Origin of the sequence: Serratia sp. 2880STDY5682894, from assembly GCF_001537385.1 — a bacterium.
In the GTDB taxonomy this organism is placed as follows: Bacteria; Pseudomonadota; Gammaproteobacteria; order Enterobacterales; family Enterobacteriaceae; genus Serratia; species Serratia nevei.
The window spans coordinates 919,122-942,682 of the sequence record NZ_FCJA01000001.1 but is presented as its reverse complement, the minus strand read 5'-3'; the positions used below and the strand labels follow the sequence as shown (position 1 = coordinate 942,682).

The 23,561-nt window shown below is 57.5% G+C and carries 26 protein-coding genes and 3 tRNA genes; 19 read left to right on the top strand and 10 right to left on the bottom strand.

The window, feature by feature from the left end; genetic code table 11:
- Positions 1–40: 40 nt before the first annotated feature.
- The 3 genes from AWX27_RS04515 to AWX27_RS04505 all read right to left on the bottom strand — a co-directional run bounded on the left by AWX27_RS04515 (position 41) and on the right by AWX27_RS04505 (position 3,697).
- Complete coding sequence (locus tag AWX27_RS04515) at positions 41–1,657, bottom strand: aldehyde dehydrogenase (NADP(+)) (protein WP_060419608.1); 1,617 nt, start codon at positions 1,655–1,657, stop codon at positions 41–43.
- Positions 1,658–1,712: 55 nt separating this feature from the next.
- Positions 1,713–2,633 carry a dihydrodipicolinate synthase family protein gene (locus tag AWX27_RS04510; RefSeq protein ID WP_060419606.1) on the bottom strand — a complete coding sequence of 307 codons (921 nt, stop codon included), beginning with the start codon at positions 2,631–2,633 and terminating at the stop codon, positions 1,713–1,715.
- Between the two features lie 209 nt (positions 2,634–2,842).
- The gene (locus AWX27_RS04505) at positions 2,843–3,697 is read right to left on the bottom strand and encodes an AraC family transcriptional regulator (protein WP_060419604.1); all 855 of its coding nucleotides are present in this window, start codon (positions 3,695–3,697) and stop codon (positions 2,843–2,845) included.
- 389 nt (positions 3,698–4,086) lie between these two features.
- Between AWX27_RS04505 and AWX27_RS04500 the strand changes: the two genes are divergently transcribed.
- From AWX27_RS04500 to AWX27_RS04490, 4 genes are read left to right on the top strand one after another with little or no spacing between them, the layout of a single operon-like run.
- A complete protein-coding gene (locus AWX27_RS04500) occupies positions 4,087–5,034 on the top strand; it encodes a 4-hydroxyproline epimerase (RefSeq protein WP_060419601.1) in 948 nt (315 codons plus the stop codon).
- Positions 5,034–6,158: an NAD(P)/FAD-dependent oxidoreductase gene (locus tag AWX27_RS04495; protein ID WP_060419599.1), complete on the top strand. Its 1,125-nt coding sequence runs from the start codon at positions 5,034–5,036 to the stop codon at positions 6,156–6,158. Before AWX27_RS04500 ends, AWX27_RS04495 begins: the two co-directional genes overlap by 1 nt.
- Entirely contained in the window at positions 6,155–6,415 is a 261-nt protein-coding gene (locus AWX27_RS24370; RefSeq protein WP_072265404.1) for a (2Fe-2S)-binding protein, read from the top strand. The genes AWX27_RS04495 and AWX27_RS24370 overlap by 4 nt, the downstream gene beginning before the upstream one ends.
- On the top strand, positions 6,408–7,676 hold the full coding sequence (locus AWX27_RS04490; protein ID WP_060419596.1) for an NAD(P)/FAD-dependent oxidoreductase: 1,269 nt from the start codon (positions 6,408–6,410) through the stop codon (positions 7,674–7,676). Before AWX27_RS24370 ends, AWX27_RS04490 begins: the two co-directional genes overlap by 8 nt.
- A gap of 47 nt (positions 7,677–7,723) precedes the next feature.
- Here the strand turns inward: AWX27_RS04490 and AWX27_RS04485 are convergent, their stop codons facing one another.
- Positions 7,724–8,083, bottom strand: a complete 360-nt coding sequence (locus AWX27_RS04485; protein WP_004927961.1) for a hypothetical protein — start codon at positions 8,081–8,083, stop codon at positions 7,724–7,726.
- Between the two features lie 540 nt (positions 8,084–8,623).
- Here AWX27_RS04485 and AWX27_RS24980 point away from each other — a divergent pair.
- Positions 8,624–8,938, top strand: coding sequence for a hypothetical protein (locus AWX27_RS24980; protein WP_060419594.1), 315 nt, complete (start codon positions 8,624–8,626; stop codon positions 8,936–8,938).
- A 170-nt stretch (positions 8,939–9,108) separates the two neighbouring features.
- Positions 9,109–9,540 (top strand): hypothetical protein, encoded by a 432-nt coding sequence (locus AWX27_RS04475; protein ID WP_038875373.1) that lies wholly within the window; start codon positions 9,109–9,111, stop codon positions 9,538–9,540.
- Between the two features lie 19 nt (positions 9,541–9,559).
- Here AWX27_RS04475 and AWX27_RS04470 read toward each other — a convergent pair whose 3' ends face one another.
- Entirely contained in the window at positions 9,560–9,901 is a 342-nt protein-coding gene (locus tag AWX27_RS04470; protein WP_038875376.1) for a GlpM family protein, read from the bottom strand.
- Positions 9,902–10,021: 120 nt separating this feature from the next.
- Positions 10,022–10,246 (bottom strand): DUF2594 family protein, encoded by a 225-nt coding sequence (locus AWX27_RS04465; protein WP_004927950.1) that lies wholly within the window; start codon positions 10,244–10,246, stop codon positions 10,022–10,024.
- A 704-nt stretch (positions 10,247–10,950) separates the two neighbouring features.
- Between AWX27_RS04465 and uvrY the strand changes: the two genes are divergently transcribed.
- The 10 genes from uvrY to AWX27_RS04415 all read left to right on the top strand — a co-directional run bounded on the left by uvrY (position 10,951) and on the right by AWX27_RS04415 (position 17,889).
- On the top strand, positions 10,951–11,607 hold the full coding sequence (uvrY, locus tag AWX27_RS04460) for a UvrY/SirA/GacA family response regulator transcription factor (RefSeq protein WP_004927947.1): 657 nt from the start codon (positions 10,951–10,953) through the stop codon (positions 11,605–11,607).
- On the top strand, positions 11,600–13,432 hold the full coding sequence (uvrC, locus tag AWX27_RS04455) for an excinuclease ABC subunit UvrC (RefSeq protein ID WP_072265403.1): 1,833 nt from the start codon (positions 11,600–11,602) through the stop codon (positions 13,430–13,432). Before uvrY ends, uvrC begins: the two co-directional genes overlap by 8 nt.
- A 58-nt stretch (positions 13,433–13,490) precedes the next feature.
- On the top strand, positions 13,491–14,039 hold the full coding sequence (pgsA, locus tag AWX27_RS04450; RefSeq protein ID WP_033642639.1) for a CDP-diacylglycerol--glycerol-3-phosphate 3-phosphatidyltransferase: 549 nt from the start codon (positions 13,491–13,493) through the stop codon (positions 14,037–14,039).
- A gap of 144 nt (positions 14,040–14,183) precedes the next feature.
- A tRNA-Gly gene (locus tag AWX27_RS04445) sits at positions 14,184–14,259 on the top strand.
- A 316-nt stretch (positions 14,260–14,575) separates the two neighbouring features.
- Positions 14,576–15,346 (top strand): hypothetical protein, encoded by a 771-nt coding sequence (locus AWX27_RS04440; RefSeq protein ID WP_060419592.1) that lies wholly within the window; start codon positions 14,576–14,578, stop codon positions 15,344–15,346.
- 159 nt (positions 15,347–15,505) lie between these two features.
- A complete protein-coding gene (locus tag AWX27_RS04435; RefSeq protein WP_060419590.1) occupies positions 15,506–16,381 on the top strand; it encodes an alpha/beta hydrolase family protein in 876 nt (291 codons plus the stop codon).
- Positions 16,382–16,484: 103 nt separating this feature from the next.
- The gene (locus AWX27_RS04430) at positions 16,485–16,820 is read left to right on the top strand and encodes a TfoX/Sxy family protein (RefSeq protein WP_060419780.1); all 336 of its coding nucleotides are present in this window, start codon (positions 16,485–16,487) and stop codon (positions 16,818–16,820) included.
- Between the two features lie 85 nt (positions 16,821–16,905).
- Complete coding sequence (locus tag AWX27_RS04425; RefSeq protein WP_060419588.1) at positions 16,906–17,358, top strand: hypothetical protein; 453 nt, start codon at positions 16,906–16,908, stop codon at positions 17,356–17,358.
- 361 nt (positions 17,359–17,719) lie between these two features.
- Positions 17,720–17,793: transfer RNA gene (locus tag AWX27_RS04420), tRNA-Cys, on the top strand.
- A 10-nt stretch (positions 17,794–17,803) separates the two neighbouring features.
- A tRNA-Leu gene (locus tag AWX27_RS04415) sits at positions 17,804–17,889 on the top strand.
- 179 nt (positions 17,890–18,068) lie between these two features.
- Here AWX27_RS04415 and AWX27_RS04410 read toward each other — a convergent pair.
- A complete protein-coding gene (locus tag AWX27_RS04410; protein ID WP_060419586.1) occupies positions 18,069–19,409 on the bottom strand; it encodes an anaerobic C4-dicarboxylate transporter in 1,341 nt (446 codons plus the stop codon).
- Positions 19,410–19,641: 232 nt separating this feature from the next.
- On the opposite strand from AWX27_RS04410, the gene AWX27_RS04405 reads away from it, so the two are divergent.
- From AWX27_RS04405 to AWX27_RS04395, 3 genes are all read left to right on the top strand, one after another.
- Complete coding sequence (locus tag AWX27_RS04405) at positions 19,642–20,094, top strand: PaaI family thioesterase (RefSeq protein WP_060419585.1); 453 nt, start codon at positions 19,642–19,644, stop codon at positions 20,092–20,094.
- A gap of 141 nt (positions 20,095–20,235) precedes the next feature.
- Entirely contained in the window at positions 20,236–20,523 is a 288-nt protein-coding gene (locus AWX27_RS04400; RefSeq protein ID WP_060419583.1) for a hypothetical protein, read from the top strand.
- Positions 20,489–21,040: a hypothetical protein gene (locus AWX27_RS04395; protein ID WP_060419581.1), complete on the top strand. Its 552-nt coding sequence runs from the start codon at positions 20,489–20,491 to the stop codon at positions 21,038–21,040. Before AWX27_RS04400 ends, AWX27_RS04395 begins: the two co-directional genes overlap by 35 nt.
- A gap of 66 nt (positions 21,041–21,106) precedes the next feature.
- Here the strand turns inward: AWX27_RS04395 and AWX27_RS04390 are convergent, their stop codons facing one another.
- The 3 genes from AWX27_RS04390 to proP all read right to left on the bottom strand — a co-directional run bounded on the left by AWX27_RS04390 (position 21,107) and on the right by proP (position 23,248).
- Positions 21,107–21,376 (bottom strand): hypothetical protein, encoded by a 270-nt coding sequence (locus AWX27_RS04390; RefSeq protein ID WP_033646469.1) that lies wholly within the window; start codon positions 21,374–21,376, stop codon positions 21,107–21,109.
- Positions 21,377–21,466: 90 nt separating this feature from the next.
- Positions 21,467–21,604 carry a hypothetical protein gene (locus tag AWX27_RS25265; protein ID WP_162215441.1) on the bottom strand — a complete coding sequence of 46 codons (138 nt, stop codon included), beginning with the start codon at positions 21,602–21,604 and terminating at the stop codon, positions 21,467–21,469.
- A 141-nt stretch (positions 21,605–21,745) separates the two neighbouring features.
- On the bottom strand, positions 21,746–23,248 hold the full coding sequence (proP, locus tag AWX27_RS04385) for a glycine betaine/L-proline transporter ProP (protein ID WP_060419579.1): 1,503 nt from the start codon (positions 23,246–23,248) through the stop codon (positions 21,746–21,748).
- Positions 23,249–23,561 lie beyond the last annotated feature (313 nt).

Sequence of the window (23,561 nt, the reverse complement as noted above, 5' to 3'; positions counted from 1 at the left end):
TTACCCTTTTGTTATTGAGTGGCAGGCAGATGCGGCCGGGCTAATTTTTGGCAGGTGAAACCAGGGGATCTCGGGTGAATACGCCGTTCACCAGCCGCAGCAGGTTGAGCGGATTGGCGTCCTGCAGCGGTGGCGGCAACAGCGCCGCTGGCGTGTTTTGCAAACAGACCGGCCGCAGGAAACGTTCGATGGCCAACGTGCCTACCGAGGTGCCGCGTGCGTCGCTGGTCGCCGGATAGGGGCCGCCGTGCACCATGGCGTCGCACACTTCTACCCCGGTCGGATACCCGTTGAACAGCACCCGACCGGCTTTGCGTGCCAACAGCGTCGTCAGCCCGGCGGCCATATCGAGATCGCCGTCATCCGCCAGCAGCGTGGCGGTCAACTGACCTTGCAATGCCGCCAGCGCCGCGTACAGCTGTGCTTCGCTATCTACAGCGACCAGGATGCTAGCCGGGCCGAAGACCTCCTGTTGCAGCAGCGGATCGGCCTGCAGCAGCAGCGCCTCCTCCGCTTGATACAGCTGTGCCGTCGCCCGATGAGGGGGCATTTCGCCGCGGCCCGCCAGACGGCGCATACCCGGGTGCGCATCGAGGGCCGCCAGCCCGTGACGGTAGTGCTCCAGCGTGCCGGTATTCAGCATCGGTTGCGGCTCGGCGGCGTTGACCAAGGCGCTCATCGTTTCGGCCAGCCGATCGAAGGCGGCGCCACGCAGCGCGACGATCACGCCGGGCTTGGTGCAGAACTGACCGCAACCGAGCGTAAAGGAAGAGACCAGTTCCTGCGCGATGTGCTGCCCGCGCCGCGCCAGCGCCTGTGGCAGGATCACGACCGGGTTGATGCTCGACATTTCGGCGAAGACCGGGATGGGTTGAGGGCGTTGCGTCGCCAGATCGAAGAGCGCTCGACCGCCTTGCAGTGAGCCGGTGAATCCCACGGCCTGAATCGCCGGATGTTGTACCAGGTCGGCTCCCACGCGGTTGCCGAAGATCATGTTGAAGACGCCGGCAGGCATCCCCGTGTGTTTCCGGGCGCGCTCGATCGCCTGAGCGGTCAGCTCGGCGGTGATCATATGGCCGCTGTGCGCCTTGAACACGACCGGGCAGCCGGCGGCGAGCGCGGCGGCGGTATCGCCACCCGCGGTGGAGAACGCCAGCGGGAAGTTGCTGGCACCGAATACCGCCACCGGGCCGAGCGCCGTGCGGTATTGACGTAGATCGGGGCGCGGCAGGGGGGAGCGCTGCGGCAGCGCGCAGTCGATGCGCACGCCCTCGACGTCGCCGCGCCGCAGCAGCGTAGCGAACAGCCGCATCTGGCCGCTGGTTCTGGCGCGTTCGCCGCTCAACCGCGCCGGCGGCAAGGCGGTTTCCTGCATGGCGAAGGCGAAGAAAGCCTCATCCAACGCGTCTAACTCCTCGGCAATGGCGTCGAGAAAGTTCGCGCGTTGTTCCGCGCTGAGCTGCGAATAGGGTGCAAAGGCCGCGGCGGCAGCTTCTGCGGCGGCGGCGGTTTCTGCCGCCGTGGCCTGGTGGAAGCGGTAGCCGGTCGGCTCACCGTCGTCGGCGCGCAGGCTGAGCAGCGTCGCTTCCCCTGCGGCGCAGCGCTGGCCGCCGATAAATTGTTGGCCGCTGATGGCGGCATAGCGATCGTTGGGCATCGGTTCTCCCCGGTAGAGAAAGCATGACGCCCGGCATGGCCGGGCGATGAAGGTGTTACAGGCCGACGTTCGGCAGCGCAGGGCGAGTGGCCAGCGCTTTCTCGATCACGGCGTTGATCTCGGTGAGCGTCTCGCCCTGCAGCGGCAGGCGCGGCGGACGAGTGACGGCGCTGCCGCGGCCGACCCGCTGTTCGCAGAGTTTGATGCACTGCACCAGATCGGGGCGGGCATCGAGGTGCAGCAGTGGCATAAACCAGCTGTACAGCGCCAAGGCTTCCTCATAGCGTTTTTCCTTCGCCAGCCGGAACAGCGTTTCTCCTTCGCGCGGGAAGGCATTGGACATGCCGGAGATCCAACCTTGCGCACCAACGGCGAGGCTTTCCAACACCACATCGTCCAACCCGGCAAACAGCACGAAGCGATCGCCGACTTCGTTGCGCAGATCGATAAAGCGGCGGGTGTCGCCCGAAGAGTCTTTGAAGCACACGATATTTTCGCAGTCGACCAGCGAGGTCAGGATGTCGGGCGTGACGTCATTTTTGTAAATGGGAGGATTGTTGTAGACCATGATCGGCAGATCGGTCGCGCCGGCGACGCTGCGGAAGTGCGCGGCGGTTTCGTGCGGCTTGGCGGAGTAGACCAGCGCCGGCATCACCATAATCCCGTCGACGCCGGCCTTTTGCGCTTCACGCGCCATGTTCTGCGCGAAGGCGGTGGTGAACTCGGCGATGCCGGCGATCACCGGAACTTTACCGTCGGCGGCGTCTCTTGCCACTTCGATCACCGCCAGCTTCTCTTGCGCCGTCATCGAGGTGTTTTCACCGACGGTGCCGCACACCACCAGGCCGGAGACGCCGTCGCGCACCAGGTTTTTAATCACCGTATGAGTGGCATCGAGGTCCAGAGAGAAATCGTTGCGGAACTGGGTCGTCACCGCCGGGAATACGCCGCTCCAGCTTATGGCTTTATGGCTCATCGTGTTTGTCCTGTCGTCCGAAAGTGTTAATGAAAAGTGAATCTTTGGTAAGGCTCACCGACAGATTGACCGGTATTGCGCGGAGAGGCTTGACGCTTTTCGCCGATTGCCGCGACGAAATTGGCACAATGGCGCCGAATAGCGGGCGTGAAAAAACCGGGCGCCGGTGCACCGTGAAAAGAGGGGGGTTAACCAGATAAATCAGCGCATTAAGCGGAAAGCGTCAGGCGGAAATCGCGCGGCGTAGAGCCGGTCATCGCTTTGAATTGACGGCTGAAGGCGCTGTGATCGGTGTAGCCGCACAGCAGCGCGATGTCGGTGATCGGCAGATCGCCGGCCAGCAGTTCCGTGGCCTTTTCTAACCGTACTTTGTGGATCATCTGGCGCGGGGTGAGGTGGAAGATACGTTTGCAGTAGCGTTCGATCTGCGCCACCGACAAGCCGGTCAGCGCCGTTAGCTCCTCAAGCGCGATCGGCCGTGCGTAGTGGCGGCGGATGTGCACGTCGATCGCCGCCAGCCGTTGGTAGGCCGGGTGATGGGCCCTGGCCTCCTGCAGATCGTGAGAAATACCCGCCATACCGATGATTTTTCCCTGCGCGTCGTACAGCGCCAGCTTTTGCGTCAGGCACCAGCCGGTTTCGCGGCCGTTGTACAGGTGCATTTCCAACTGATCCTGGATCAGCACGCCGTGGCGCAATACCCGCAGATCCTGCTCGGTGTAGCCGGATCCGAGCTGGGCGGGAAAAACGTCGGCGGAGGTCTTGCCCAGCAACGGCGTAACAGTTTTGAAACCGCAGCGCCTGGCCAGCGTCAGGTTGGCCAGCAGGTAGCGGGCCTGGGCGTCTTTGATAAAGAACACCACGTTAGGGATCGCGTTCAGCAGCGGCGCGATCAGCGCCAGCGTATTCAGCAGATCGCGCAGGTTGTTCGGGCGCTGCTGCGCCAGGCCGTCGCACAGGCGCGACAGATGTTCAACGGCGAAAACGTCCTCTTGCTCCGGCAGTCCCACGAGCGAAGGCGGAGAGAGAGAAACCGGAGGCTGATAGTCTGAAGTGAATCGCATAGCTGTCCCTTTTCGGTCGTTAGCCGGAAAAACAGGCGGCTCGGGTTGATGTCTTCGCATCAATATTAACTTTTCTTTAACGAATCAAGCGCTATTTCCGGCCGCCTGCCAAATATGCGGATTGCCGCATACTTTTGCCGCGCGGTGCGTGGCGGTTGCTTGAAAACTGCGGCGCTTCTCGCCACGGGGAGGTTTAGCATGAAATTAAGGCTATGATAAATAAGTTATTGTTATGGTTTTCGTTAAGGGCGCGCCCGTGACGCGTCAGGCCTGACTTTTGTCACTGTGCTGATTTCTTCATTTGCCGCGCCGAAACGCATCAAGCCGTAATGGCCACATTCGTTCAGGCTAACGCCATTGGTAACATCTCATTAACCCAGGAGACGCCGATGGCACTTTCTGCGCATATCACCGCTTTGCGGGCGATCGATTCTCATACCGGCGGAGAGCCGACCCGCCTGATCGTGGAAGGCTTTCCCGATCTTGGCGAGGGCAGCATGGCGGAACGGCGGGCGCGTTTCGCGCAACATTATGACGATTGGCGCTGTGCGGTGATGCTCGAGCCGCGCGGTAACGACGTGTTGGTGGGGGCGTTGCTGTGCCGCCCCTGTTCGCCACAGGCCACCGCCGGCGTGATCTTCTTTAACAACAGCGGCTACCTGGGCATGTGCGGGCACGGCACCATCGGGCTGATCGCTTCGCTGGCGCACCTGGGGCGCATCCACGCCGGGCGTCACCTGATAGAGACCCCGGTCGGCCCGGTAAACGCCACGCTGCACGAGGACGGCAGCGTCACGGTGGAGAACGTGGCGGCTTATCGTTACCGCCGCCAGGTGCGGCTTGAGGTGGCGGGTTACGGGCCGGTGACGGGTGACATCGCCTGGGGCGGCAACTGGTTCTTCCTGATCGGCGAGTCGCCGTTGCCCATCGATAAACAAAATCTGGAGGCGTTGACCGCGTTCACCTGGGCGGTGCGGCAGACGTTGGAGCAGGCGGGTATCTGCGGTGAAGACGGCGGAGCGATAGACCATATCGAACTGTTCGGTGACGATCCGCAGGCCGACAGCCGCAGCTTCGTGCTGTGCCCCGGAAAAGCCTACGATCGCTCCCCGTGCGGCACCGGCACCAGTGCCAAACTGGCGTGTCTGGCGGCGGACGGCAAGCTGCCGCCGGACACGCAGTGGCGGCAGGCCAGCGTGATCGGCAGCGAATTTCAGGCCTACTATCGCCGGAATGGCGATCGCATTACCCCCTTTATTCGCGGGCAAGCCTATGTGTGCGCCGATAGCCAACTGCTGCTCGACGAACGCGATCCCTTTGTCTGGGGAATACGCTGATGGGCGTCGGGCGGAAAGCCGATGTCATCGTGATCGGCGCCGGCATCATCGGTGCCGCCTGCGCCTGGTGGCTGGCGCGGGAAGGGTATCGCGTCTCGGTGGTGGACGATCGCCGCGCCGGCGCTACGGCCGCCGGCATGGGGCATCTGGTGTGCATGGACGACAACCCGGCCGAGCTGGCGTTGAGCGCTTATTCGCTGCGGTTATGGCGTGAAGTGACGGGGCGCATGCCGCAAGCGTGTGCCTGGCGCGGCTGCGGAACGCTATGGCTGGCGGATAAAGCGGATGAAATGGCCATCGCCGAGCAAAAGCGGGCGCGGCTAGCGGAGCAGGGCGTAGCCGCTGAATTGCTGACGGCGGAGCAGATCGCCGCCATGGAGCCGATGCTGCGGCACGGCCTGGCCGGTGGGCTGCGGGTGCCGGGCGACGGCATTCTGTATGCGCCGCTCGTGGCTCGCTGGCTGTTGGCCGACGGTGGCGCGGCGATCGACGTGGTGCATGGCGAAGCAGCAGCGCTGGAAGAGGGGGCTGTGCGGCTGGCGGACGGCAGGCGCCTGGCTGCGCCGACGGTGGTCCTGGCCTGCGGCCTTAGGGCCAATAGCCTATTGCCGCAGACTTTGCTGCACGCCAAGAAGGGCCATCTGGCGATCACCGATCGCTATCCGCCGCGGGTGCGGCATCAGTTGGTGGAGTTGGGATACGGTGCCAGCGCGCATGCCAGCGGCGGCACATCGGTGGCATTCAATGTGCAGGCACGGCCCACCGGGCAATGGCTGATCGGTTCTTCCCGCCAGTTCGATGCCGTCGATTCGGCGTTGGACATGCCAGTGCTGGCGGCGATGCTCACGCGTGCGCAGCATTTCTTGCCCGCGCTGGCGCAGATGAACATCATTCGCTGCTGGACCGGGCTGCGCGCCGCCTCTGTCGACGGGTTGCCGCTGCTGGGCGTGCATCCGCGGCATTCCTGGCTGTGGCTGGCGTTGGGGCACGAGGGATTGGGCGTCACGACTGCCCTCGGCAGCGCCGCGCTGATTACTGCTCAGATCGGCCGGCAAACGCCGGAGATTGACGATACCCCGTATTTGGCGGCGCGGGCGTTTGCTGCCGAGGAGCTGCCGGTATGAATGAAGGACAAAACACGCTTACGTTGAGCATCGATGGCGATCCCTGCCGGGTGCCGGTTGGCATTAGCGTTGCTGCGGCACTCAGCCTGTGTGGCGACGATCGTTGTCGGTTGTCTATTTCTCACCAACCTCGCGCCCCCTTTTGCGGCATGGGCGTTTGCCAGGAGTGCCGGGTGACCATTAATGGTCTGCGTCGTCTGGCGTGCCAGACGCTGTGCCAAGCCGGTATGCGCATTGAGAGGAGCGATGATGAGTAACTTCGACTGTGAGGTGCTGATCGTCGGTGCCGGGCCGGCCGGCATGGCGGCGGCGCTGGCCGCAGCGGAAAGTGGTGGCCAGGTGCGAATGATTGATGATAATCCGCATCCCGGCGGGCAAATCTGGCGCGATGGGCCGCAGGTGGCTTTGCCTGAAACGGCGAACCGCTATCGGCAGGCGGTGGCGACGATGGAAAATATTGCGCTGCAGTCCGGCTGCAAGCTGGTGGCGCAGTGTGGCGCTAACCGATTGGCCTATGAAGATGCCGAAGGCTGCGGCGTGATTCGCTATCAAAAGCTGATTTTATGCAATGGCGCGCGTGAACTGTTATTGCCGTTTCCCGGCTGGACGCTGCCGGGGGTGACCGGCGCCGGTGGTCTACAGGCGCAAATCAAGCAGGGACTGGCGATCCGTGGTGAGCGAGTGGCGATCGCCGGCAGTGGTCCGCTGTTGCTGGCGGTGGCGAACAGCGTGAAACAGGCCGGCGGCGAGGTAGTGCTGGTGGCGGAACAGGCGCCGCTTTGGCGGTTGGCGGCGTTCGCCGGCGGGCTGTGGCGCTGGCCGGCCAAACTGCGTCAGGCGTTTTCCCTGATGCCGCGTCGTTACCTTGCCGGCAGCCGGGTACTGGCGGCGTTGGGGCAGGAACGTTTAACCTCGGTGCACGTCAATAACGGCGGGCGGGAGAGAACGATCGCCTGCGACAGGTTGGCCTGCGGTTTTGGCCTGGTGGCGAATATTGAGTTGGCGATGCTGCTGGGGTGTCGGATAGAACACGACGCCGTAGCGGTGGATCATTGGCAGCAAACCAGCCTGGCGCATATTTTTGCTGCCGGGGAGTGTACCGGCATCGGCGGCAGTGAATTGGCACTCACTGAAGGCGCTATCGCCGGTTATGCTGCCACTGGGCAGCGGGAAAAGGCAGAGCGCCTGGCGGCGCAGCGGCGGCAGTGGCGACGTTTCGCCACGGCGGTGGCAAGCACCTTTGCACTTGATGAGCGCTTGAATTCGTTGGCCAAACCGCAAACGATACTGTGTCGCTGCGAAGACGTCACGCTGGAACAGGTGAGCCATCAGCCAGATTGGAACACGGCCAAGCTGAGCAGCCGTTGTGGCATGGGGGCTTGCCAGGGCAAAGTCTGTGCGACGGCGGCGAGGCAGCTTTTGGGCTGGCCTTTACCGCCACCGCATGTGCCTTTAACGCCGGTCAGAGCGGAAACGCTGGTTGCTCTGGGAGGGCATTGCAGCGACGATGCCAATTGATGGCGCATCGCTGCGGTGACGTTTCAGTCCAATCCTACGTTGCTGCATCACCATTGCGGCCAATAGTAGGTTTTCTCACGCCAGCCTTTGCCGTACATACAGGCTTCGATGGTGGCGTCTCGGGCGGACTGATTGCGATCGGTCTGCACTGTTTTAATCGACGGTTCCTTGTCATAGCGGTATCCCGATGGGCAGTCTTTCTTGTTCTTCTCGCAAGGAATGTATTTGTTTTCGTAGCTGAACTCCACGTCCCGCACCACGTCCGGGGGGAAGCGATCATAGCCGCGGCTACGGCATTCGGCATATTCGGCATTCCGGGTACTCTCAACCGCGCCGGGCCTTTCCCATTGTGTGCAGGCGGTCAACATCAATAACGGCAAAACAATCAAACAACGGCAATTCTTCATGGTGTCCCTAATTCTTTCTCTATCCTGGGGCTCGCCGCCTAGGAATGTTCCTAACTGGCGAGGTGAGAAAGTGTAATAAACTGACGGAACAATTGGAAATGATAATGGTTATTGTTTAGGTGTGATTGAGGTAGCGCCGCGTCGAGAGAGGATGTGGCGAATTGAGGGAGGCCAGCAGGGATCGCGATCTCACGACGAGAGGGCGACGTGAGCTGGTTTTATCCATTCTCTTTTTTGCCGCAATATACCGATCGCCATTGCAGCATTTTGAGAAGGGAAACAATATGCATGCTAAGTATTTTCTTATTCTATTTTAATGTCATTTTTATTTAGGATATTTACCCATACCTAAGATTTAATTCCCGGTATTAATACCTTATTTTTTTATTTCTGTTTTTTTATTGTGGTTTTATTTTCAGATTTCATCCATGAAAGGCTTTTTAGTTACAGGGAATTCATTTGCATTTTAAATTTGGATTTTTTAAATTCAGCTCAGATGAAGGATAACCGTTAGCGACAGAGTCAAAAAAGGAGTTTATTTTGTCTGGGATAAAGAAAACGCCTGAAAGTCATGACGGTTTACCTTCATCATCAGAGGATTATGATACGTTTAAGCACCTCTCTGATGTTGGCACCGTGTTGGGATATGGGCGAACTCGCTTTTATCAGTGGTGCCGCGGGCGTGGATTTCTAACCCCGATGAATGTGCCTTCACATGAAATGATCAGCCTGGGATATATGGTGGCGGTGTTATCAGAGACCGGCCATACCCGGGTTTACGTCACGCCGGATGGTTTCAGTTACGTCAGTGGTGCGTTTGCGGCAGATATCCAACGTGGCATGGTCAAGTTTTAAATTTGCAAGAATCTCCTTTATTTCAATAGCTTTAATGCAGAATCTTCTTATTCCTGCGGGGTGGTGGGGGCGTGGGAAGTTGTCCGATTTTTTCGCCTCTGCGACATGAATGCTACTGGAGGCAGCTATTCTCTTGTTACGATAAGCATTATTTTCTTCAGGAGCCAAGGATGAAGCATTACGCCGCGTTGTTATTTGCCTCTGCGCTGTTAACGGGATGTGCGACTCAAGCCATACCGCCGCAACAGGCTCAGTTACCGCCCCCGAGCCGTCTGATGCTCTATCAGAATATCCCGGATACGCCTTACGCCACGGTGGTGGTGGTTCGCGACAGCGGAATGCTGGCAGGCAGCTGCCGCACCGGCGTCTATGTGAATGGGGAGTTTGCCGCTTCGCTGGAGGCGAAAGAAAAAGCAGAGTTTCGCGTGCCGCCAGGCAATATCTCGGTCAGTATCGGGCAAGATATGATCGAGAATCACCTGTGCATTTGGCGTGATACCGGAGGCAGTATACCGATGACGCTGCGCGCCGGTGAAAGCCGCTATCTGCGCATCGCCGGTGACCGGCAGCGCGGTTTCGTTTTGCAGGCGGGGCGACCGTAACCCCGCCTGGGCAAGGGCGTTAACGTCCTTGCCACCATCCCCATAGCGTAATTAATAGCCACGCCGCCGCAATCCAGCACAGCACAGCCGCCCCCAGGGCCAACGACAGCCGCAGGCTGTTAATCAGGAAATACAGAGAAATCAAATACACTAGATAGGGCAGCACTGCCCACATGCCGAAAATCAGCGTCGTTTTCAGCGCCGCAATGGAACGCTCGTTGCCGACAATGTAGTGCGCAATCAGGGCGAAAGTGGGGAAAAGCGGAACTAAACCGGCGATATAATAGTTGCGCGTTTTGGCCAGCAGGCCGATCAGAACCACGACCAGTGCGCCGATCAGCGCTTTGACAAGGATGCCCATAATGGTCTCGGGTGTGGGGGAAAGCCAACACACTGCCCGAAAGCACGTGCAAGATCAATGGGGTGTGGCGTAACGCGGGAAAAGCAGACCCGCATGAAGCGCGGGTCTGAGACGCAACGCTTACTGACGGTAAGCGTGCTTGATTTGCTGAATGCTGTTCTTGAAGATTTCCGCCTGGGTGGGATCTTCAATCTGGGCGATAAAACGTTCCATGTTGATGATAACTTTCCCGGCGTCGGCCTGGCCGATCGACTTCAGGATCAGCGTCAGCGTGGCTTTGAGGCAGGCAACCTCGGTCGCCAAGATCTCCGGGTTTGCAGACGTAGTGAAATCAACGTTGCTCATTTTCTCTCCTGATTTTTTGAGGCCGTAGCCTGATACAAGCTGCTTTGGCGCACCGCGCGCGGGCTAAACGTTGCCCCATGCGCGGCGGCGAATTTAACTGGGCGCGGAGTATAGCATAGCATGCGTCCATCATCTGCACCGGGCTTGCTCCGCTCACGCCGGTGGGCAGCGCCCGTTCACCGCCAGCCTGAATCATCCATTATCGGTAAGTTATTTCGGGGCGGTTAACAAGTATTTGTCCGGCACGTTATTGTTGAACCATTGGGGTTATTATAATTATTTGAGGCGGCTGGCACCGATTTTGCCGATGTTCGCCGGGAATAATAGTTCTGCACGCCGGGTGTTCGGCCGGCGATGGCGGTGGTTTTTGCTACGTCTTTAAATATCAAATGATTACAAACGGCCAACCGCCGTGCTAATATTATTCATGTCGTGATTGCTTACACAGATTTCCCCCTCGCTGCATGATTATCGCGCTATCCTGTGTCTGACGCGGCGCAACGAAATTATTTTCGTCGCCCGATCTTTTCCGACGTGACGATTTATTGGCGGCATAGATGGCTAAAATTGAAAAATCAGCTCTGCTCCGCAAAGTTATTCGGAAGTATGTATTAATCTGTGTTCATTCTTGTCTGAAAAACAAGTAATATCTCTGGCGAAAACAGAGGCTGATTGCGTTACTCCCTTTTTTTGGAGATTTTTCCTTGATTAGCGTTCTTCTTGTTGATGACCACGAACTGGTGCGCGCAGGGATACGACGCATTCTTGAAGATATCAAAGGTATAAAAGTTGTCGGTGAGGCCCAATGCGGTGAAGACGCCGTAAAATGGTGCCGTGGCAACGCTGTCGATATCGTGCTGATGGACATGAATATGCCGGGCATTGGCGGGCTGGAAGCCACGCGCAAGATTGTGCGTTATGCACCCGACGTCAAAGTCATTATGTTGACTATCCATACTGAAAACCCGCTGCCCGCGAAGGTGATGCAGGCGGGGGCCGCCGGTTACCTGAGCAAGGGCGCCGCGCCGCAGGAAGTGATTAACGCTTTGCGCTCCGTGCATGCGGGGCAGCGCTATATCGCGTCTGATATCGCCCAGCAGATGGCCCTGAGTCAGCTGGAGCCCCAGGCCGAAACGCCGTTCAGCTGCCTGTCTGAACGCGAGTTGCAGATCATGCTGATGATCACCAAAGGCAAAAAAGTGAATGAGATCTCGGAGCAGTTGAGTCTCAGCCCGAAAACGGTGAACAGTTACCGTTACCGCATGTTCAGCAAACTGAATATCAGCGGCGACGTCGAACTGACTCACCTGGCCATCCGACATGGATTGTTCAATGCGGAGACGTTGTTAAGCAGTGAATGACCGTTTTGATGCCAAAGCCTTCCTGAGTACCGTCACCAGCCAGCCCGGCGTCTACCGTATGTACGACGCCACGGGCACGGTGATCTACGTCGGTAAAGCCAAAGACCTGAAAAAACGTCTCGCCAGCTATTTTCGGCAGCAGGTCAGCAGCCGTAAAACCGAGACGCTGGTTAAAAATATCGCGCAAATAGACGTAACGGTTACCCACACCGAAACGGAAGCGCTGTTGTTGGAACATAACTACATTAAATTGTACCAACCGCGATATAATGTTCTTTTGCGCGACGATAAATCTTATCCGCTGATTTTTCTCAGCGCGGATACCCATCCCCGTTTGGCGGTGCACCGCGGCGCCAAACACGCCAAGGGCGAATATTTCGGGCCTTTTCCCAACTCTTACGCCGTGCGTGAAACGCTGGCGCTGCTGCAGAAGCTGTTCCCGATCCGCCAGTGCGAAAACAGCGTGTATCGTAATCGCTCGCGCCCGTGCCTGCAGTATCAGATCTGCCGCTGCCTGGGCCCTTGTGTCGCCGGCCTGGTGAGTGAAGAAGAGTACCGGCAGCAGGTGGACTACGTGCGGCTGTTCCTTTCGGGCAAAGATCAGCAGGTGTTGCATCAGCTGATTGCGCGCATGGAAGCAGCCAGCAAACTGCTCAATTTCGAAGAGGCGGCGCGCATTCGCGATCAAATTCAGGCCGTGCGCCGCGTTACCGAACGGCAGTTCGTGTCGGGCGACAGCGACGATCTGGACGTGATCGGCGTGGCGTTCGACGCCGGTATGGCGTGCCTGCATGTGTTGTTCATCCGTCAGGGCAAGGTGCTGGGGAGCCGCAGCTATTTCCCTAAAGTGCCGGGCGGCACGGATATGAGCGAAGTGGTGCAGACCTTTGTCGGCCAGTTCTACCTGCAAGGCAGCCAGGCGCGTACGTTGCCCGGCGAGATCCTGTTGGATTTCAGCCTGCCGGAAAAAGACCTGCTTGCGGAGTCGCTCTCCGAGCTGGCGGGGCGCAAGATCCAAATTCAAAGCAAACCGCGCGGTGACCGCGCCCGTTATCTGAAGCTGGCGCGTACCAACGCGGCAACGGCGTTGACCACCAAGCTTTCGCAACAGTCGACGATCCATCAGCGGCTGGCGGAGCTGGCCAAGGTGCTGAACCTGACGGAAATCAACCGTATGGAGTGCTTCGATATCAGCCACACCATGGGCGAACAAACCGTGGCTTCGTGCGTGGTGTTCGACGGTAACGGCCCGGTGCGCGCGGAGTATCGGCGCTACAATATCAGCGGCATCACCCCCGGCGATGACTACGCGGCGATGACGCAGGTGCTGAAGCGCCGTTACGGCAAGGCGCTGGAAGAGAAAAAGATCCCGGATGTCATCTTCATCGACGGCGGCAAAGGGCAGCTCGGCATGGCGATCGACGTGTTCAAATCGCTGAACGTTACCTGGGACAAGAACAAGCCGCTGCTGATTGGCATCGCCAAAGGCGCCGATCGCAAGGCCGGGTTAGAAACGCTGTTCTTCGTGCCGGAAGGCGAGGGGATTTCGCTGCCGCCGGATTCGCCGGCGCTGCATGTGATCCAACACATCCGCGATGATTCGCACAATCATGCGATTACCGGCCACCGGCAGAGAAGGGCGAAAGTCAGAAATACCAGCGCACTGGAGCTGATTGAAGGCGTAGGGCCGAAACGGCGCCAGGTGCTGTTGAAGTATATGGGCGGACTGCAACCTTTGTTGAACGCCAGCGTGGAGGAAATTGCAAAAGTGCCGGGTATTTCACAAGCATTGGCAGAAAAGATCTACAATGCATTGAAACACTGAGGGCAATGTAGCAACATACTCTTAATTTCCACTCTAGCCAGATAGTTACCGTAGCATTATGCAATTGAATATACCGACTTGGCTTACCCTGTTTCGCGTAGTTCTGATCCCATTCTTTGTGCTGGCGTTTTATCTGCCGTTCAGCTGGGCTCCGATGGTTTGCGCCGTTATCTTTGTGTTTGCCGCCGTCACCGACTGGTTTGACGGCTTCCTGGCACGCCGCTGGAAACAAACGACGCGCTTCGGGGCGTTTTTGGATCCGGTTGCGGACAAAGTGATGGTGGCGGTGGCGCTGGTGCTGGTGGCGGAGCACTACCACAGTTGGTGGATCACGCTGCCGGCGGCCACTATGATCGCCCGTGAAATCATCATTTCGTCGCTGCGAGAGTGGATGGCGGAAATTGGCAAACGCAGCAGCGTGGCGGTGTCCTGGATCGGCAAAGTGAAAACCATGGCGCAGATGATGTCGCTGGTGGGCTTGCTGTGGCGGCCGGACCGCTCCGTAGAGTATGTGGCGATCGGTTTGCTGTATATCGCGGCGGTGCTGACTTTCTGGTCGATGTTCCAATATTTGAATGCCGCGCGCAACGATCTGCTGGAACCGTGATCGATGCGCTGCAAAAATCGGCAAACGATCGTGATGAGCCAACAATTTTATTGACTCATCACGTCAGGTAAGTAGAATGCATCGCATCAGACGACAACGATGAATTGCCGAAAGATAGCAAAGAAATCAGTCAGTTCTGGTAATGCGGGAATAGCTCAGTTGGTAGAGCGCAACCTTGCCAAGGTTGAGGTCGCGAGTTCGAGCCTCGTTTCCCGCTCCAAACATTAACCTGTTGAATCCCGGTGATTCAGCAGGTAAGCGAAAGGGGCCTCGGCCCCTTTTTCGTTTTTTACTCCCTCTCGCTTTCTGTACCTCACCCCTCTTTAATCAGCGGCTATGTTTCTGGCCGTCGATTCGATATACCGAAGCAACAGAATCGCGCATTTCTCTTCCTAATGATGTACTTTTTCTCTCCTGACAAATAGTCTGGATATCTAAGCGACCGATCAGGCATTGTCACCACCCGGCGATGATGAACAAGCGACTGCAGGAAGGGATATTTCCGTGAGTCTGATAACAAGGAGGTGGCTGTAGGTATGCACCGCATTTTGTGGATCGTCATGGTAACGATAGGGTGGTCTTGGTCAGCGGAATCGACAGCCGGCGACACCGTCGCGTTCACCGTTGAAACTTACGCGCTGCATTATCCGTATGCGAGCCCGACAGATAATCAAGCCGCGCTGGCCGCGATGATTCAGGGCTCGGGAGTGACCGGGCATTATTGGAAGCAGAGCAGGCGCTTAAAGCTTACGCGCTGCATGACCGGCGTGACGTGTTACCCCTCACCGCATTTTGCGGATGACATAATAGACCATACGGTGACCGTGCGGCCGCAGATTATACCTGGCCCGTCGGAACAGCAGCCGACGCGCCTTACTTTCAATCTCCCTGTCAGCCACCGTGGTGCGTTGCTGGATGGGGTCACTTTGGTGCTGCCTCTGAAACCTGTGTGGCGCCAGCCCAGTGTGCAACAGGCGTTGCAGCGCGCAGAGGTTGCCTTACCTGAGTATGCAAAAAACCGGCATGCTTTGAGCATGGGGGCTTCGGTGTCTGTCAATCTCGCGCTGCCGAAAACGCCGGGGGAATTTGGGCCCACGCTGAACTATTGTGCGGAGATCCCGAACCCGTTGAGCTGGAGCCACTCCGGGGTGCTTTCGATGAGGGTCCTCGTTCAGCAGGCGTCACGCACAAATAGGCCATGGCCGTTTATCGAAAACCCCTGGACTTCGGCCAATCATGGAACGGGGGAGAGCTGCGCAACCTGGCGGCCTGAGGTGGAGAATAGCTACCTGTGGCATAACGAGTAACAAGGCGCCGTTGGACGCTCGTTTTCTTTCTGTGGCCAAAGCCGTTCCGATGAGGCAGATACGCGATCGCGGTCTCCCGCAAGCGCTCGCCTGCTGGATGCCGCCGTTGAACGATGCAAGAATGAGCGGCAGAATTTTGGCTAGGCCGGGAGGATCGCCATGCAGGAAGAAAATAAGACGGCGCACGACGCCATCCGCTTTACCGCTGCGGACGGCTATGTGTTGGGCGGCAGCTATTTTCCTGCATTGGGCGGTAGCAATACGCCGGTGCTGATTTGCCCCGCCACAGGCGTTAAACAAGGGTTCTACTATGCCTTTGCACAGTGGCTGAGCGAGCAGGGGCATCCGGTGATGGTATTCGATTATCGGGGCGTCGGCGTTTCACTGGCGGAAGCGCATGTCCGGTACTCCAAAGCCCGTAAACAGGACTGGGGAGAGTGTGATATGCCGGCGGCACTGAACTGGCTGCTGGCGAAAACGGCTGCGCAACAGGCGCATGTGATCGGGCACAGCGCTGGCGCTCAGCTGGCGGGGTTGATGCCGAACCACCATGCCGTGCGCAGCCTGACGGCGGTTTCCGCTTCTTCTGGCTATATCGGCAATATCCGTTGGCCGTTCAGGGCGATGGCGATCGGCTTGATGTGGGGCTATATTCCGCTCTCGGTACGGCTGCTCGGCTATGGGCCGGCAAAGTGGCTGGGGTGGGGAGAGGATTTACCCGCCGGCGTCGCCCGGCAATGGGCCGCTTGGTGTCGGCGGCCGGGCTACGTGGAAAATGCCTTTGGTACGGAAATTCAACGTCATTACTATGCCGCATTCCAGGCACCGATCGCCGTGGTTGCCGCCGCCGATGACGTGCTGGTAACGCCGCGCAGTATCGCTGACTGGCTGCGGCTGTTGCCTAACGCGCGACATGCCGTCCACTTGCTGCAGCCGGCGGAGGTTGATGGTCAGGCGATCGGGCATATCAACATGTTCAGGCGCAGCCACGCTGCGCTTTGGCCGCGGCTGAGTGCTGGGATATCGGCAAAGTGAAGTGGTCTGTCTGCATGATGAAAGAGCGTTTATGGTGAGGAGCTGAAATAGGCCCAGCCTGATACGGATGGACTGCGAATACGAATACGAAGAAGGGAGCCCGATGGTTTCAAAACTGAGTACGGTAGAGTTTATCATCGGCAATATCTCTGCGTCGGGTAAGCTTTCGGCGAAGAAGATGTTCGGTGAGTATGGTATTTATTGCGCTGAGGAAATGGTGGCGCTTGTCTGCGATGATCGGTTGTTTGTTAAACCGACGCCGGGCGGCAAAGCGTTTCTGAACGAATATTCAGAAGCGCCGCCTTATCCGGGTGCAAAGCCTTGTTTTGTGATTCCGGAAGAGAAGTGGGGCGATAGCGCCTGGCTTTCCCAATTAATCGCGCTGACTTATGCTCAGCTGCCTGCGGCGAAGAAAAAGGTCTCGAAGAAACCCACTTAAGCCTATGGATTGGGGCGCCCGCCGGGTAGGGCCTCATTATTGCAATCCTGCCGGTATCATTAAGGAAGCGGGAACGGGAGGGAGTATGAAGTCTGGCGCTATACGGCATCTGGTCAGGAGAGTGGCAGGATGCATATTGTTCTTCGGGCTGGTCGCCCCGCCGTTGGGGGGCATGCTGATGCTGCTGCTGATGACGTTTGGTATCAGTGGCTATGTGGATCCTGGGTACTTTAACGTCGGCGATGTGCTGGGAATGCTGGTGTTCATTGGGGCTTTTTCCTATGCGCTCGGTTTTCTGCCGGCATGTTTGGTGGGGGCTATCGTCGGAATCGCTCATCCCGGCATTCGCCGATTGCGGTGGTTTCTGCTGTTATGCGCGGTGCTATCCGCCGTTGCTCCTGGTTTGCTGAATGCCGATCAGCGTATTTTTGGTACGATTGCGGTTTTGCCGGGCACGATCGCTGGGTTTTTATGGTGGCGCCGGAGATTGCGCGATGTCTCCCATGAGGATGTTTTGCACGGTACCCCATCACCATAAGCAAATGAAAAGCCGGAGAGGGCGCGGGTAAGCGATTCCTGCCGAGAAAAAAGAACCGATTTGCCCGTGAATTCCTGAGCCGATGCATATAAAATCAACATTCCGCTTGCCTTTGCGTCGGCATTGTGAACAGTGCGCCCATAAAATAAGCAGTTGAAAGCGTTAGAGAACTTTTTGCTATTTCGGGGGGTTGCCAAGGTGGGGGGTTTAGTCCATAATGCAGTCCATCGATTCGGCGGTAACGAAATAAATTACTTAAGAATCAGATGATTAGGATAAGCGATTTCAACATCGCCAACCAAAAGAACAAAACGAAGTGGGTGAATCACCGGCTTTGGCCTGAAAAGGCAAACAGAATAAAGGCGCGTTAACAAAGCGGTTATGTAGCGGATTGCAAATCCGTCCAGTCCGGTTCGACTCCGGAACGCGCCTCCAACTTTCCCGAGCCCGGGTGGTGAAATCGGTAGACACAAGGGATTTAAAATCCCTCGGCTTATGGCTGTGCGGGTTCAAGTCCCGCCCCGGGTACCAGGGAATGAAAATACCGAATAATCAAAGCAATAAGTAGTAATGTCGTAACCGCCGAGAGGCGGTTTTTTTGTGCCTGAAATTCGTATTGCACCTGCACTTTTTCCTTTCTTATCATGCTCATACCCTTTGATTGTCAGCCTGCCTGCACGGAGGAGCCCCGCAGGGCTCCGAAATACAACTCATAAGAAACCGAACGCCGCGGCGAGGATCCAGCCGAAGACGCAGGAGACGCTGACGCCGATCAGGCCGGGCAGAATAAAGCTGTGGTTGATCACGAAGCGGCCGATGCGGGTGGTGCCGGAGCGGTCGAACTGGATCGCCGCCAGATCGCTGGGGTAGGTCGGCAGAATATAATAACCGTAACAGGCCGGCGCCGAAGCGACGATATAGGCCGGGTTGACGCCGATCGCCAGCGCCACCGGCACCAGTGCCGCCAGTGCGGCGGCCTGCGAGTTAACGAATTTCGACACCAGCAGCAGGATCAGCGCATAGGCCCAGGGATATTCTTTCACCAGCACGCCCAGCGTGGCTTCGATCTGCGCCAGGTGCGCGCCGAACATGGTTTCCGCCATCCAGGCGACGCCATACACCGCCACGATGGCGATCATGCCGGAGCGGAACACTTCGTTTTTAGAGATAGACGCCGGGTTGGTGCGGGTAATGATGACGATCAACGCCCCGGCCATCAGCATGCACATCTGGATCACCAGGACCATGGAGAGCGGCTTGCCGCCGAAGCTGGGCCGCAGATCGGAAAATGCCCCCAGCACCGCCACCAGTGCGATGGTGGCGAGGAAAATCCACATGGCGATCCAGTTGCTGCGTGGGAGCACCCGATCCAGTAAGGTGGCGGCATCGCCATAGACGTAGCGATGGTTTTCCGGCACCGAGATGAATTTCTGGAACTCTGGGTCTTTGTCCAGGTCTTTGCCGCGGAACCAGCTGAAGATGCCGATCGCCAGAATGCCGCACAGGGTAGAAGGTATGGTGATAGAGAGCAGGTCGAGGAATTCCAGATGGCGACCATTGAAGGTGTAACTGCTGAGCATCGCCACCAGTGAGACCACCGCCACCGAAACCGGGCTGGCGATAATGCCCATCTGCGCGCCGATCGAGCTGGCCGCCATCGGCCGCTCTGGGCGGATGTCATTTTTGATCGCCACGTCATAAATGATCGGCAAGATGGTGTACACCACGTGCCCGGTGCCGCACAGGATAGTGAGAATGCAGGTCACGAACGGCGCGATGATCGAGACATAGCGCGGGTTACGTCGCAGCATCCGTTCGGCGATCTGCAGCATGACGTCCAACCCGCCCGAGGCCTGCAGGGTGGCGGAGGCCGCCACCACCGCGATGATCACCAGCATCACGTCTACCGGCGGTTTGCCGGGCTGCAGGTGAAAGCCGAACACCAGGATCATCAACCCGATCCCACCCAGTAACCCCAGCGCAATGCCGCCCTTACGCGCCCCATACAGCAGGCATGCCAATATCACCGCTAATTGCAGAAAGAAATCCATGATAAATACGCCTTAATAATGTTGAACTTAACTGCGCTCAGTTTCCGGCTGTGTTGGCTGCAGAAAGTTGTTTTAAATCTAAAGGCACTAATAAATTTGTGGTCATTAACCCTAAAGGGTGATGCTGGTCACACTCAAAGGAGTCAGGGCGTAGGTGGCATCCGCACGAAAAAGCAAGCGGACAGGTCTGACCTCTACTATATGAGAGGTTTACTGACCCGAGGAGAAACCCATGGACCCGACAAAAATGACCGGACTGGCGCTGTTACAGGCTGCGATGGCCGGTAAAATCCCACCGGCTTCGATCGCTGAAACCGTGCCCATGAAACCGGTGGCGGTTGAAGAGGGGTATATCCGCATCGTGGCGCGGGCTGACGGGCGCCACCTGAATCCGCTGGGGGGCGTTCATGGCGGCTTTGCCGCCACGGTCTTGGACTCGGTGACCGGTTGCGCGGTGCACAGTACGCTGGGCGCGGGGATTGGGTATGGCACCGTCGATCTGCAGGTTAAAATGTTGCGCCCTGTGCCGAAGGAAACTGACCTGATCGCCGAAGGGCGTCTGGTCTATGCGGCCAAAAACGTGGCCTTCGCGGAAGGCACGCTCAAAACGGCGCAAGGGAAGCTGCTGGCTTCGGCAACCGCCACTTGTTTTATCATTCGCCCTAGCGAACAAGCACCGCAATAACCTGCCTTTTATCGGGCTTCGGGCTATCAACCCGGGGCCTGATGCATTTCTCTTCGGTTGCATACAGCGCTGCGCTACGGCGGCAGGCGCGATACGCCATTGTGGTCTAGTATTCTGGGGTAAAAATTTATCGGAGTGATTATGCAACCGTATCCGTATAAAGAGGTTGAGTTTGATCATGAGCTTTGTTTGGCGATTGGCAAAGCGGTGTTGGACGTGGTGGCGCAGGGGGATGAAACCAGCGCTCCAGGGGTGATGAACGCGATTGAGCGGTCGGTGGAACAGGGGCTGAATGACGACGAAATCGCCGCTGCCGACGATGCCCTGGATTTGATGGCGCGTCTCATCCACGGCTGCCGGTTTGTTAATCTACCGGGTGAAGAGGAGGCTTCCCGTGCATTGGTTGAATTTCAAGCGCTACAAGAGTGACGTTGCCAGACAGGCCGTGCCACCGCATTTGAATGCGGCTGAATTTGCACGGCATTACGCCGATAAGCCGCAAACCGATACGGAAGAGTATTTTTCGTTGAGCGGGGAGATGTGCTGGGATGCGGTGGTGCTTTGTGCCCACCGTTCAGGCGCGCTCAGCAAGGCGAAATACAAGCAGCTGTGGCAGACGGTGTTCGATAAGCAATACAAACATTTCGTTAGCCCGGACGATACCGAGATCCGCACGATGGCCGATATGCTGCGCGCGCCGCAGGGATGTTTTATCGGCATATTCTCCCTGCGTGACGCGGCGGCGCCCCGTTTGCTGCATGCCATGATCGGTACCGGTGCGGGATTTGCCGCAGGCAATAAAAATCTTTGCATCGGCGTGGGGGGCGCGGTCGGCTGGGAAAATCTCAATCTGGCACGCGATCTGCGCTGGCAGCCTGAAGGCGGTTTTTTACGCCAGGGCGACAACGAAGTGCTGCGCATATTTTATCGGCCTTTCCCCGCCTGAGCCGGTCCGCATGCTTGTAGAGTAAAAAACCGCCGTCTGGCGGTTTTTTATTGGCGCGCGTCGCCCTTATTTGAACCCGCCGTTGCGAATGAATTCGAGACCGGCAGCGGTGATCCGCGTTTGATGCGGGTCGATATCATAGTTGTTCTCGTCGATGTCGCTCATCACATAGGCCTGTATCAGGCCCTTGGTTTTGAGATAGGCGAAGGGATCGGCGAACGCATGCGGGCTGGTGGCGTCTTGCTTCCACAGTTCGTAGGTTTTTTCATCCAGCGTGCCGGGGTGATTGGCGGCCAGCCGGGTCAGGATCTGATTGTAGAACGCATAATCGGTCATGATACAGTCCCCTTTATCGCGAGCGATAATCGCGGAAAATGGCGGTAAGGTCTTTCAATCATAGCCGATGTTTTCCACCGCCTGTGCGGGTTAGCCGCGTTGGCTTTCAATCCAGTGGAACAGGCGTGAAATGGTGAAGGTGATATCGCCGATGTTGAAGAGTGCGCCGAGCCACAGGGTGAGCATAACAAGGATACCGATGATGACGGGAAGGTCCATTTTGCTCATGATCGTGTGCTTCATCAATTAAGAGTGTGCTGTAAAGCCTACCATCAAACCCGATTGTCATAAAATGCGCTGCGTATTATTTCGGTTGAATTTAAAGCAAAAAAGCCACCCAATCGGGTGGCTTTTGTCTTTCAGCGCCGATCAGTCCAGCTTGGGATGCTGGTCGATCAGGATCTGCTTTTTCTTTTCCAATTCGGCGATCTGCGCGTTGATGTCCTCGACTTTCTGTTCGATGTTGTCGTAGGTCTCCTGCAGCAGCTCTTTCGCCTCTGAACGGTCAGACGCAGCCGGCGTCGCGCCGCGCAGCGGTTTGTTGGCGGTTTCTTTCATGTACAGACCTGTGATAAGACCGATCACCGCCACGACCATCAGATAGTAGGCCGGCATGTACAGGTTGCCGGTCGCTTCGACCAGCCAGGCGGCGGCGGTCGGCGTCGCACCGGCGATCAGCACCGAAATGTTGAACGAAATCGCCAGCGCGCTGTAGCGGATGTGCGTCGGGAACATCGCCGGCAGAATTGAGGCCATCACCCCGGTGAAGGAGTTGAGCAGCACCGCCAGCACCAGCAGACCGACGAAGATCAGGCCAATCACGTTGCTGTTGATCAGAATGAAGCACGGGATCGCCAGCGCCAACAGGCCGATGCTGCCGCCGATAATGAACGGCTTACGGCCGATGCGGTCACTGGTCAGGCCGATTACCGGCTGTACGAACAGCATGCCGATCATGATGGCGATGATGATCAGAACGCCGTGATCTTCCGAGTAGTGCAGGTTATGCGACAGGTAGCTCGGCATGTAGGTCAGCAGCATGTAATAGGTCACGTTGGTGGAAATCACGATGCCGACGCACACCAGCAGACTTTTCCAGTGTTTGGCCGCGATCTCTTTGAACGAGGTTTTTGGCGGATTTTCGATGGCGTTGCGATCCTCTTTCTCCATCTTGTCCACGTGCTGCTGGAACGCCGGGGTTTCTTCCAGCGCATGGCGCAGATAGAGGCCGATCAAGCCCAACGGCGCGGCGATGAAGAACGGGATACGCCAGCCCCAGTCGAGGAAGTTGGCTTCGCCGACGATGCTGGAGATCAGCACCACCACGCCTGCGCCCATCACAAAGCCGGCGATGGAGCCGAAGTCCAGCCAGCTGCCCATAAAGCCGCGTTTGCGGTCCGGCGAGTATTCGGCGACGAAAATTGCCGCACCGGAATATTCACCGCCGACGGAGAAGCCCTGCGCCAGCTTGGCCAGCAGCAGCAGGATCGGTGCCCAGATACCGATCGACGCATAGGACGGGATCAGGCCGATACAGAAGGTGCTGACCGCCATGATGATAATGGTGACCGAGAGCACCTTTTGGCGACCGAACTTGTCACCCATGGCGCCAAAGAACAGACCGCCGAGCGGACGTACCAGGAAGGGCACGGAGAAGGTTGCCAGCGCGGCGATCATTTGTACGCCGGGCGAGGCGCCGGGGAAGAAGACCTGGCCAAGTGCGTAGGCGACAAAGCCGTATACGCCGAAGTCGAACCACTCCATCGCGTTGCCCAGGGCCGCCGCGGTGATCGCTTTCTTGAGTTTGCTGTCATCGATGATGGTGATGTCGCTGATGTGCATCGGTTTATGTCGTTTTTTTCTTAACTTCATATAATCATCCCTTAATGAATTATTCGTTGTTCGTGAAAGCGTAATCTCCGTTCACTGTTGTTTTCGAGTTATCAAATCGGCTAATCGAATCGCGGTTCAAGACGATTCATTATCCACATTTAAGTTGGGATGTGGATCACAAAATATCGTCGTTTATGCCAAGGTTATGTCATTTAGGTGACTAATTATTTTGCATCTATAGCTTAACGTTATATCTTGCGGCGATCAAATCCAGCAGTTTAACTTAAGTATTTGCACTAATTTGGTGCGATAATGGTCTAATAATTGTGCGATTTGACGGTTTTTCGTCTGA

Excerpts from the sequence above, each read along its gene's own strand:
- AWX27_RS04515 (WP_060419608.1), bottom strand. The coding sequence starts at position 1,657 with ATGCCCAACGATCGCTATGCCGCCATCAGCGGCCAACAATTTATCGGC.
- AWX27_RS04470 (WP_038875376.1), bottom strand. The coding sequence starts at position 9,901 with ATGGGCATCCTTGTCAAAGCGCTGATCGGCGCACTGGTCGTGGTTCTG.
- AWX27_RS04430 (WP_060419780.1), top strand. The coding sequence starts at position 16,485 with ATGGTTTCAAAACTGAGTACGGTAGAGTTTATCATCGGCAATATCTCT.
- AWX27_RS04400 (WP_060419583.1), top strand. The coding sequence starts at position 20,236 with ATGCAACCGTATCCGTATAAAGAGGTTGAGTTTGATCATGAGCTTTGT.
- AWX27_RS04410 (WP_060419586.1), bottom strand. The coding sequence starts at position 19,409 with ATGGATTTCTTTCTGCAATTAGCGGTGATATTGGCATGCCTGCTGTAT.
- AWX27_RS04425 (WP_060419588.1), top strand. The coding sequence starts at position 16,906 with ATGAAGTCTGGCGCTATACGGCATCTGGTCAGGAGAGTGGCAGGATGC.
- AWX27_RS04510 (WP_060419606.1), bottom strand. The coding sequence starts at position 2,633 with ATGAGCCATAAAGCCATAAGCTGGAGCGGCGTATTCCCGGCGGTGACG.
- AWX27_RS24370 (WP_072265404.1), top strand. The coding sequence starts at position 6,155 with ATGAATGAAGGACAAAACACGCTTACGTTGAGCATCGATGGCGATCCC.
- AWX27_RS04495 (WP_060419599.1), top strand. The coding sequence starts at position 5,034 with ATGGGCGTCGGGCGGAAAGCCGATGTCATCGTGATCGGCGCCGGCATC.
- AWX27_RS04390 (WP_033646469.1), bottom strand. The coding sequence starts at position 21,376 with ATGACCGATTATGCGTTCTACAATCAGATCCTGACCCGGCTGGCCGCC.
- AWX27_RS04465 (WP_004927950.1), bottom strand. The coding sequence starts at position 10,246 with ATGAGCAACGTTGATTTCACTACGTCTGCAAACCCGGAGATCTTGGCG.
- AWX27_RS25265 (WP_162215441.1), bottom strand. The coding sequence starts at position 21,604 with ATGAGCAAAATGGACCTTCCCGTCATCATCGGTATCCTTGTTATGCTC.
- AWX27_RS04405 (WP_060419585.1), top strand. The coding sequence starts at position 19,642 with ATGGACCCGACAAAAATGACCGGACTGGCGCTGTTACAGGCTGCGATG.
- pgsA (WP_033642639.1), top strand. The coding sequence starts at position 13,491 with ATGCAATTGAATATACCGACTTGGCTTACCCTGTTTCGCGTAGTTCTG.
- AWX27_RS04505 (WP_060419604.1), bottom strand. The coding sequence starts at position 3,697 with ATGCGATTCACTTCAGACTATCAGCCTCCGGTTTCTCTCTCTCCGCCT.
- AWX27_RS04485 (WP_004927961.1), bottom strand. The coding sequence starts at position 8,083 with ATGAAGAATTGCCGTTGTTTGATTGTTTTGCCGTTATTGATGTTGACC.
- AWX27_RS04490 (WP_060419596.1), top strand. The coding sequence starts at position 6,408 with ATGAGTAACTTCGACTGTGAGGTGCTGATCGTCGGTGCCGGGCCGGCC.
- AWX27_RS04435 (WP_060419590.1), top strand. The coding sequence starts at position 15,506 with ATGCAGGAAGAAAATAAGACGGCGCACGACGCCATCCGCTTTACCGCT.
- proP (WP_060419579.1), bottom strand. The coding sequence starts at position 23,248 with ATGAAGTTAAGAAAAAAACGACATAAACCGATGCACATCAGCGACATC.
- AWX27_RS04475 (WP_038875373.1), top strand. The coding sequence starts at position 9,109 with ATGAAGCATTACGCCGCGTTGTTATTTGCCTCTGCGCTGTTAACGGGA.
- AWX27_RS04440 (WP_060419592.1), top strand. The coding sequence starts at position 14,576 with ATGCACCGCATTTTGTGGATCGTCATGGTAACGATAGGGTGGTCTTGG.
- AWX27_RS04500 (WP_060419601.1), top strand. The coding sequence starts at position 4,087 with ATGGCACTTTCTGCGCATATCACCGCTTTGCGGGCGATCGATTCTCAT.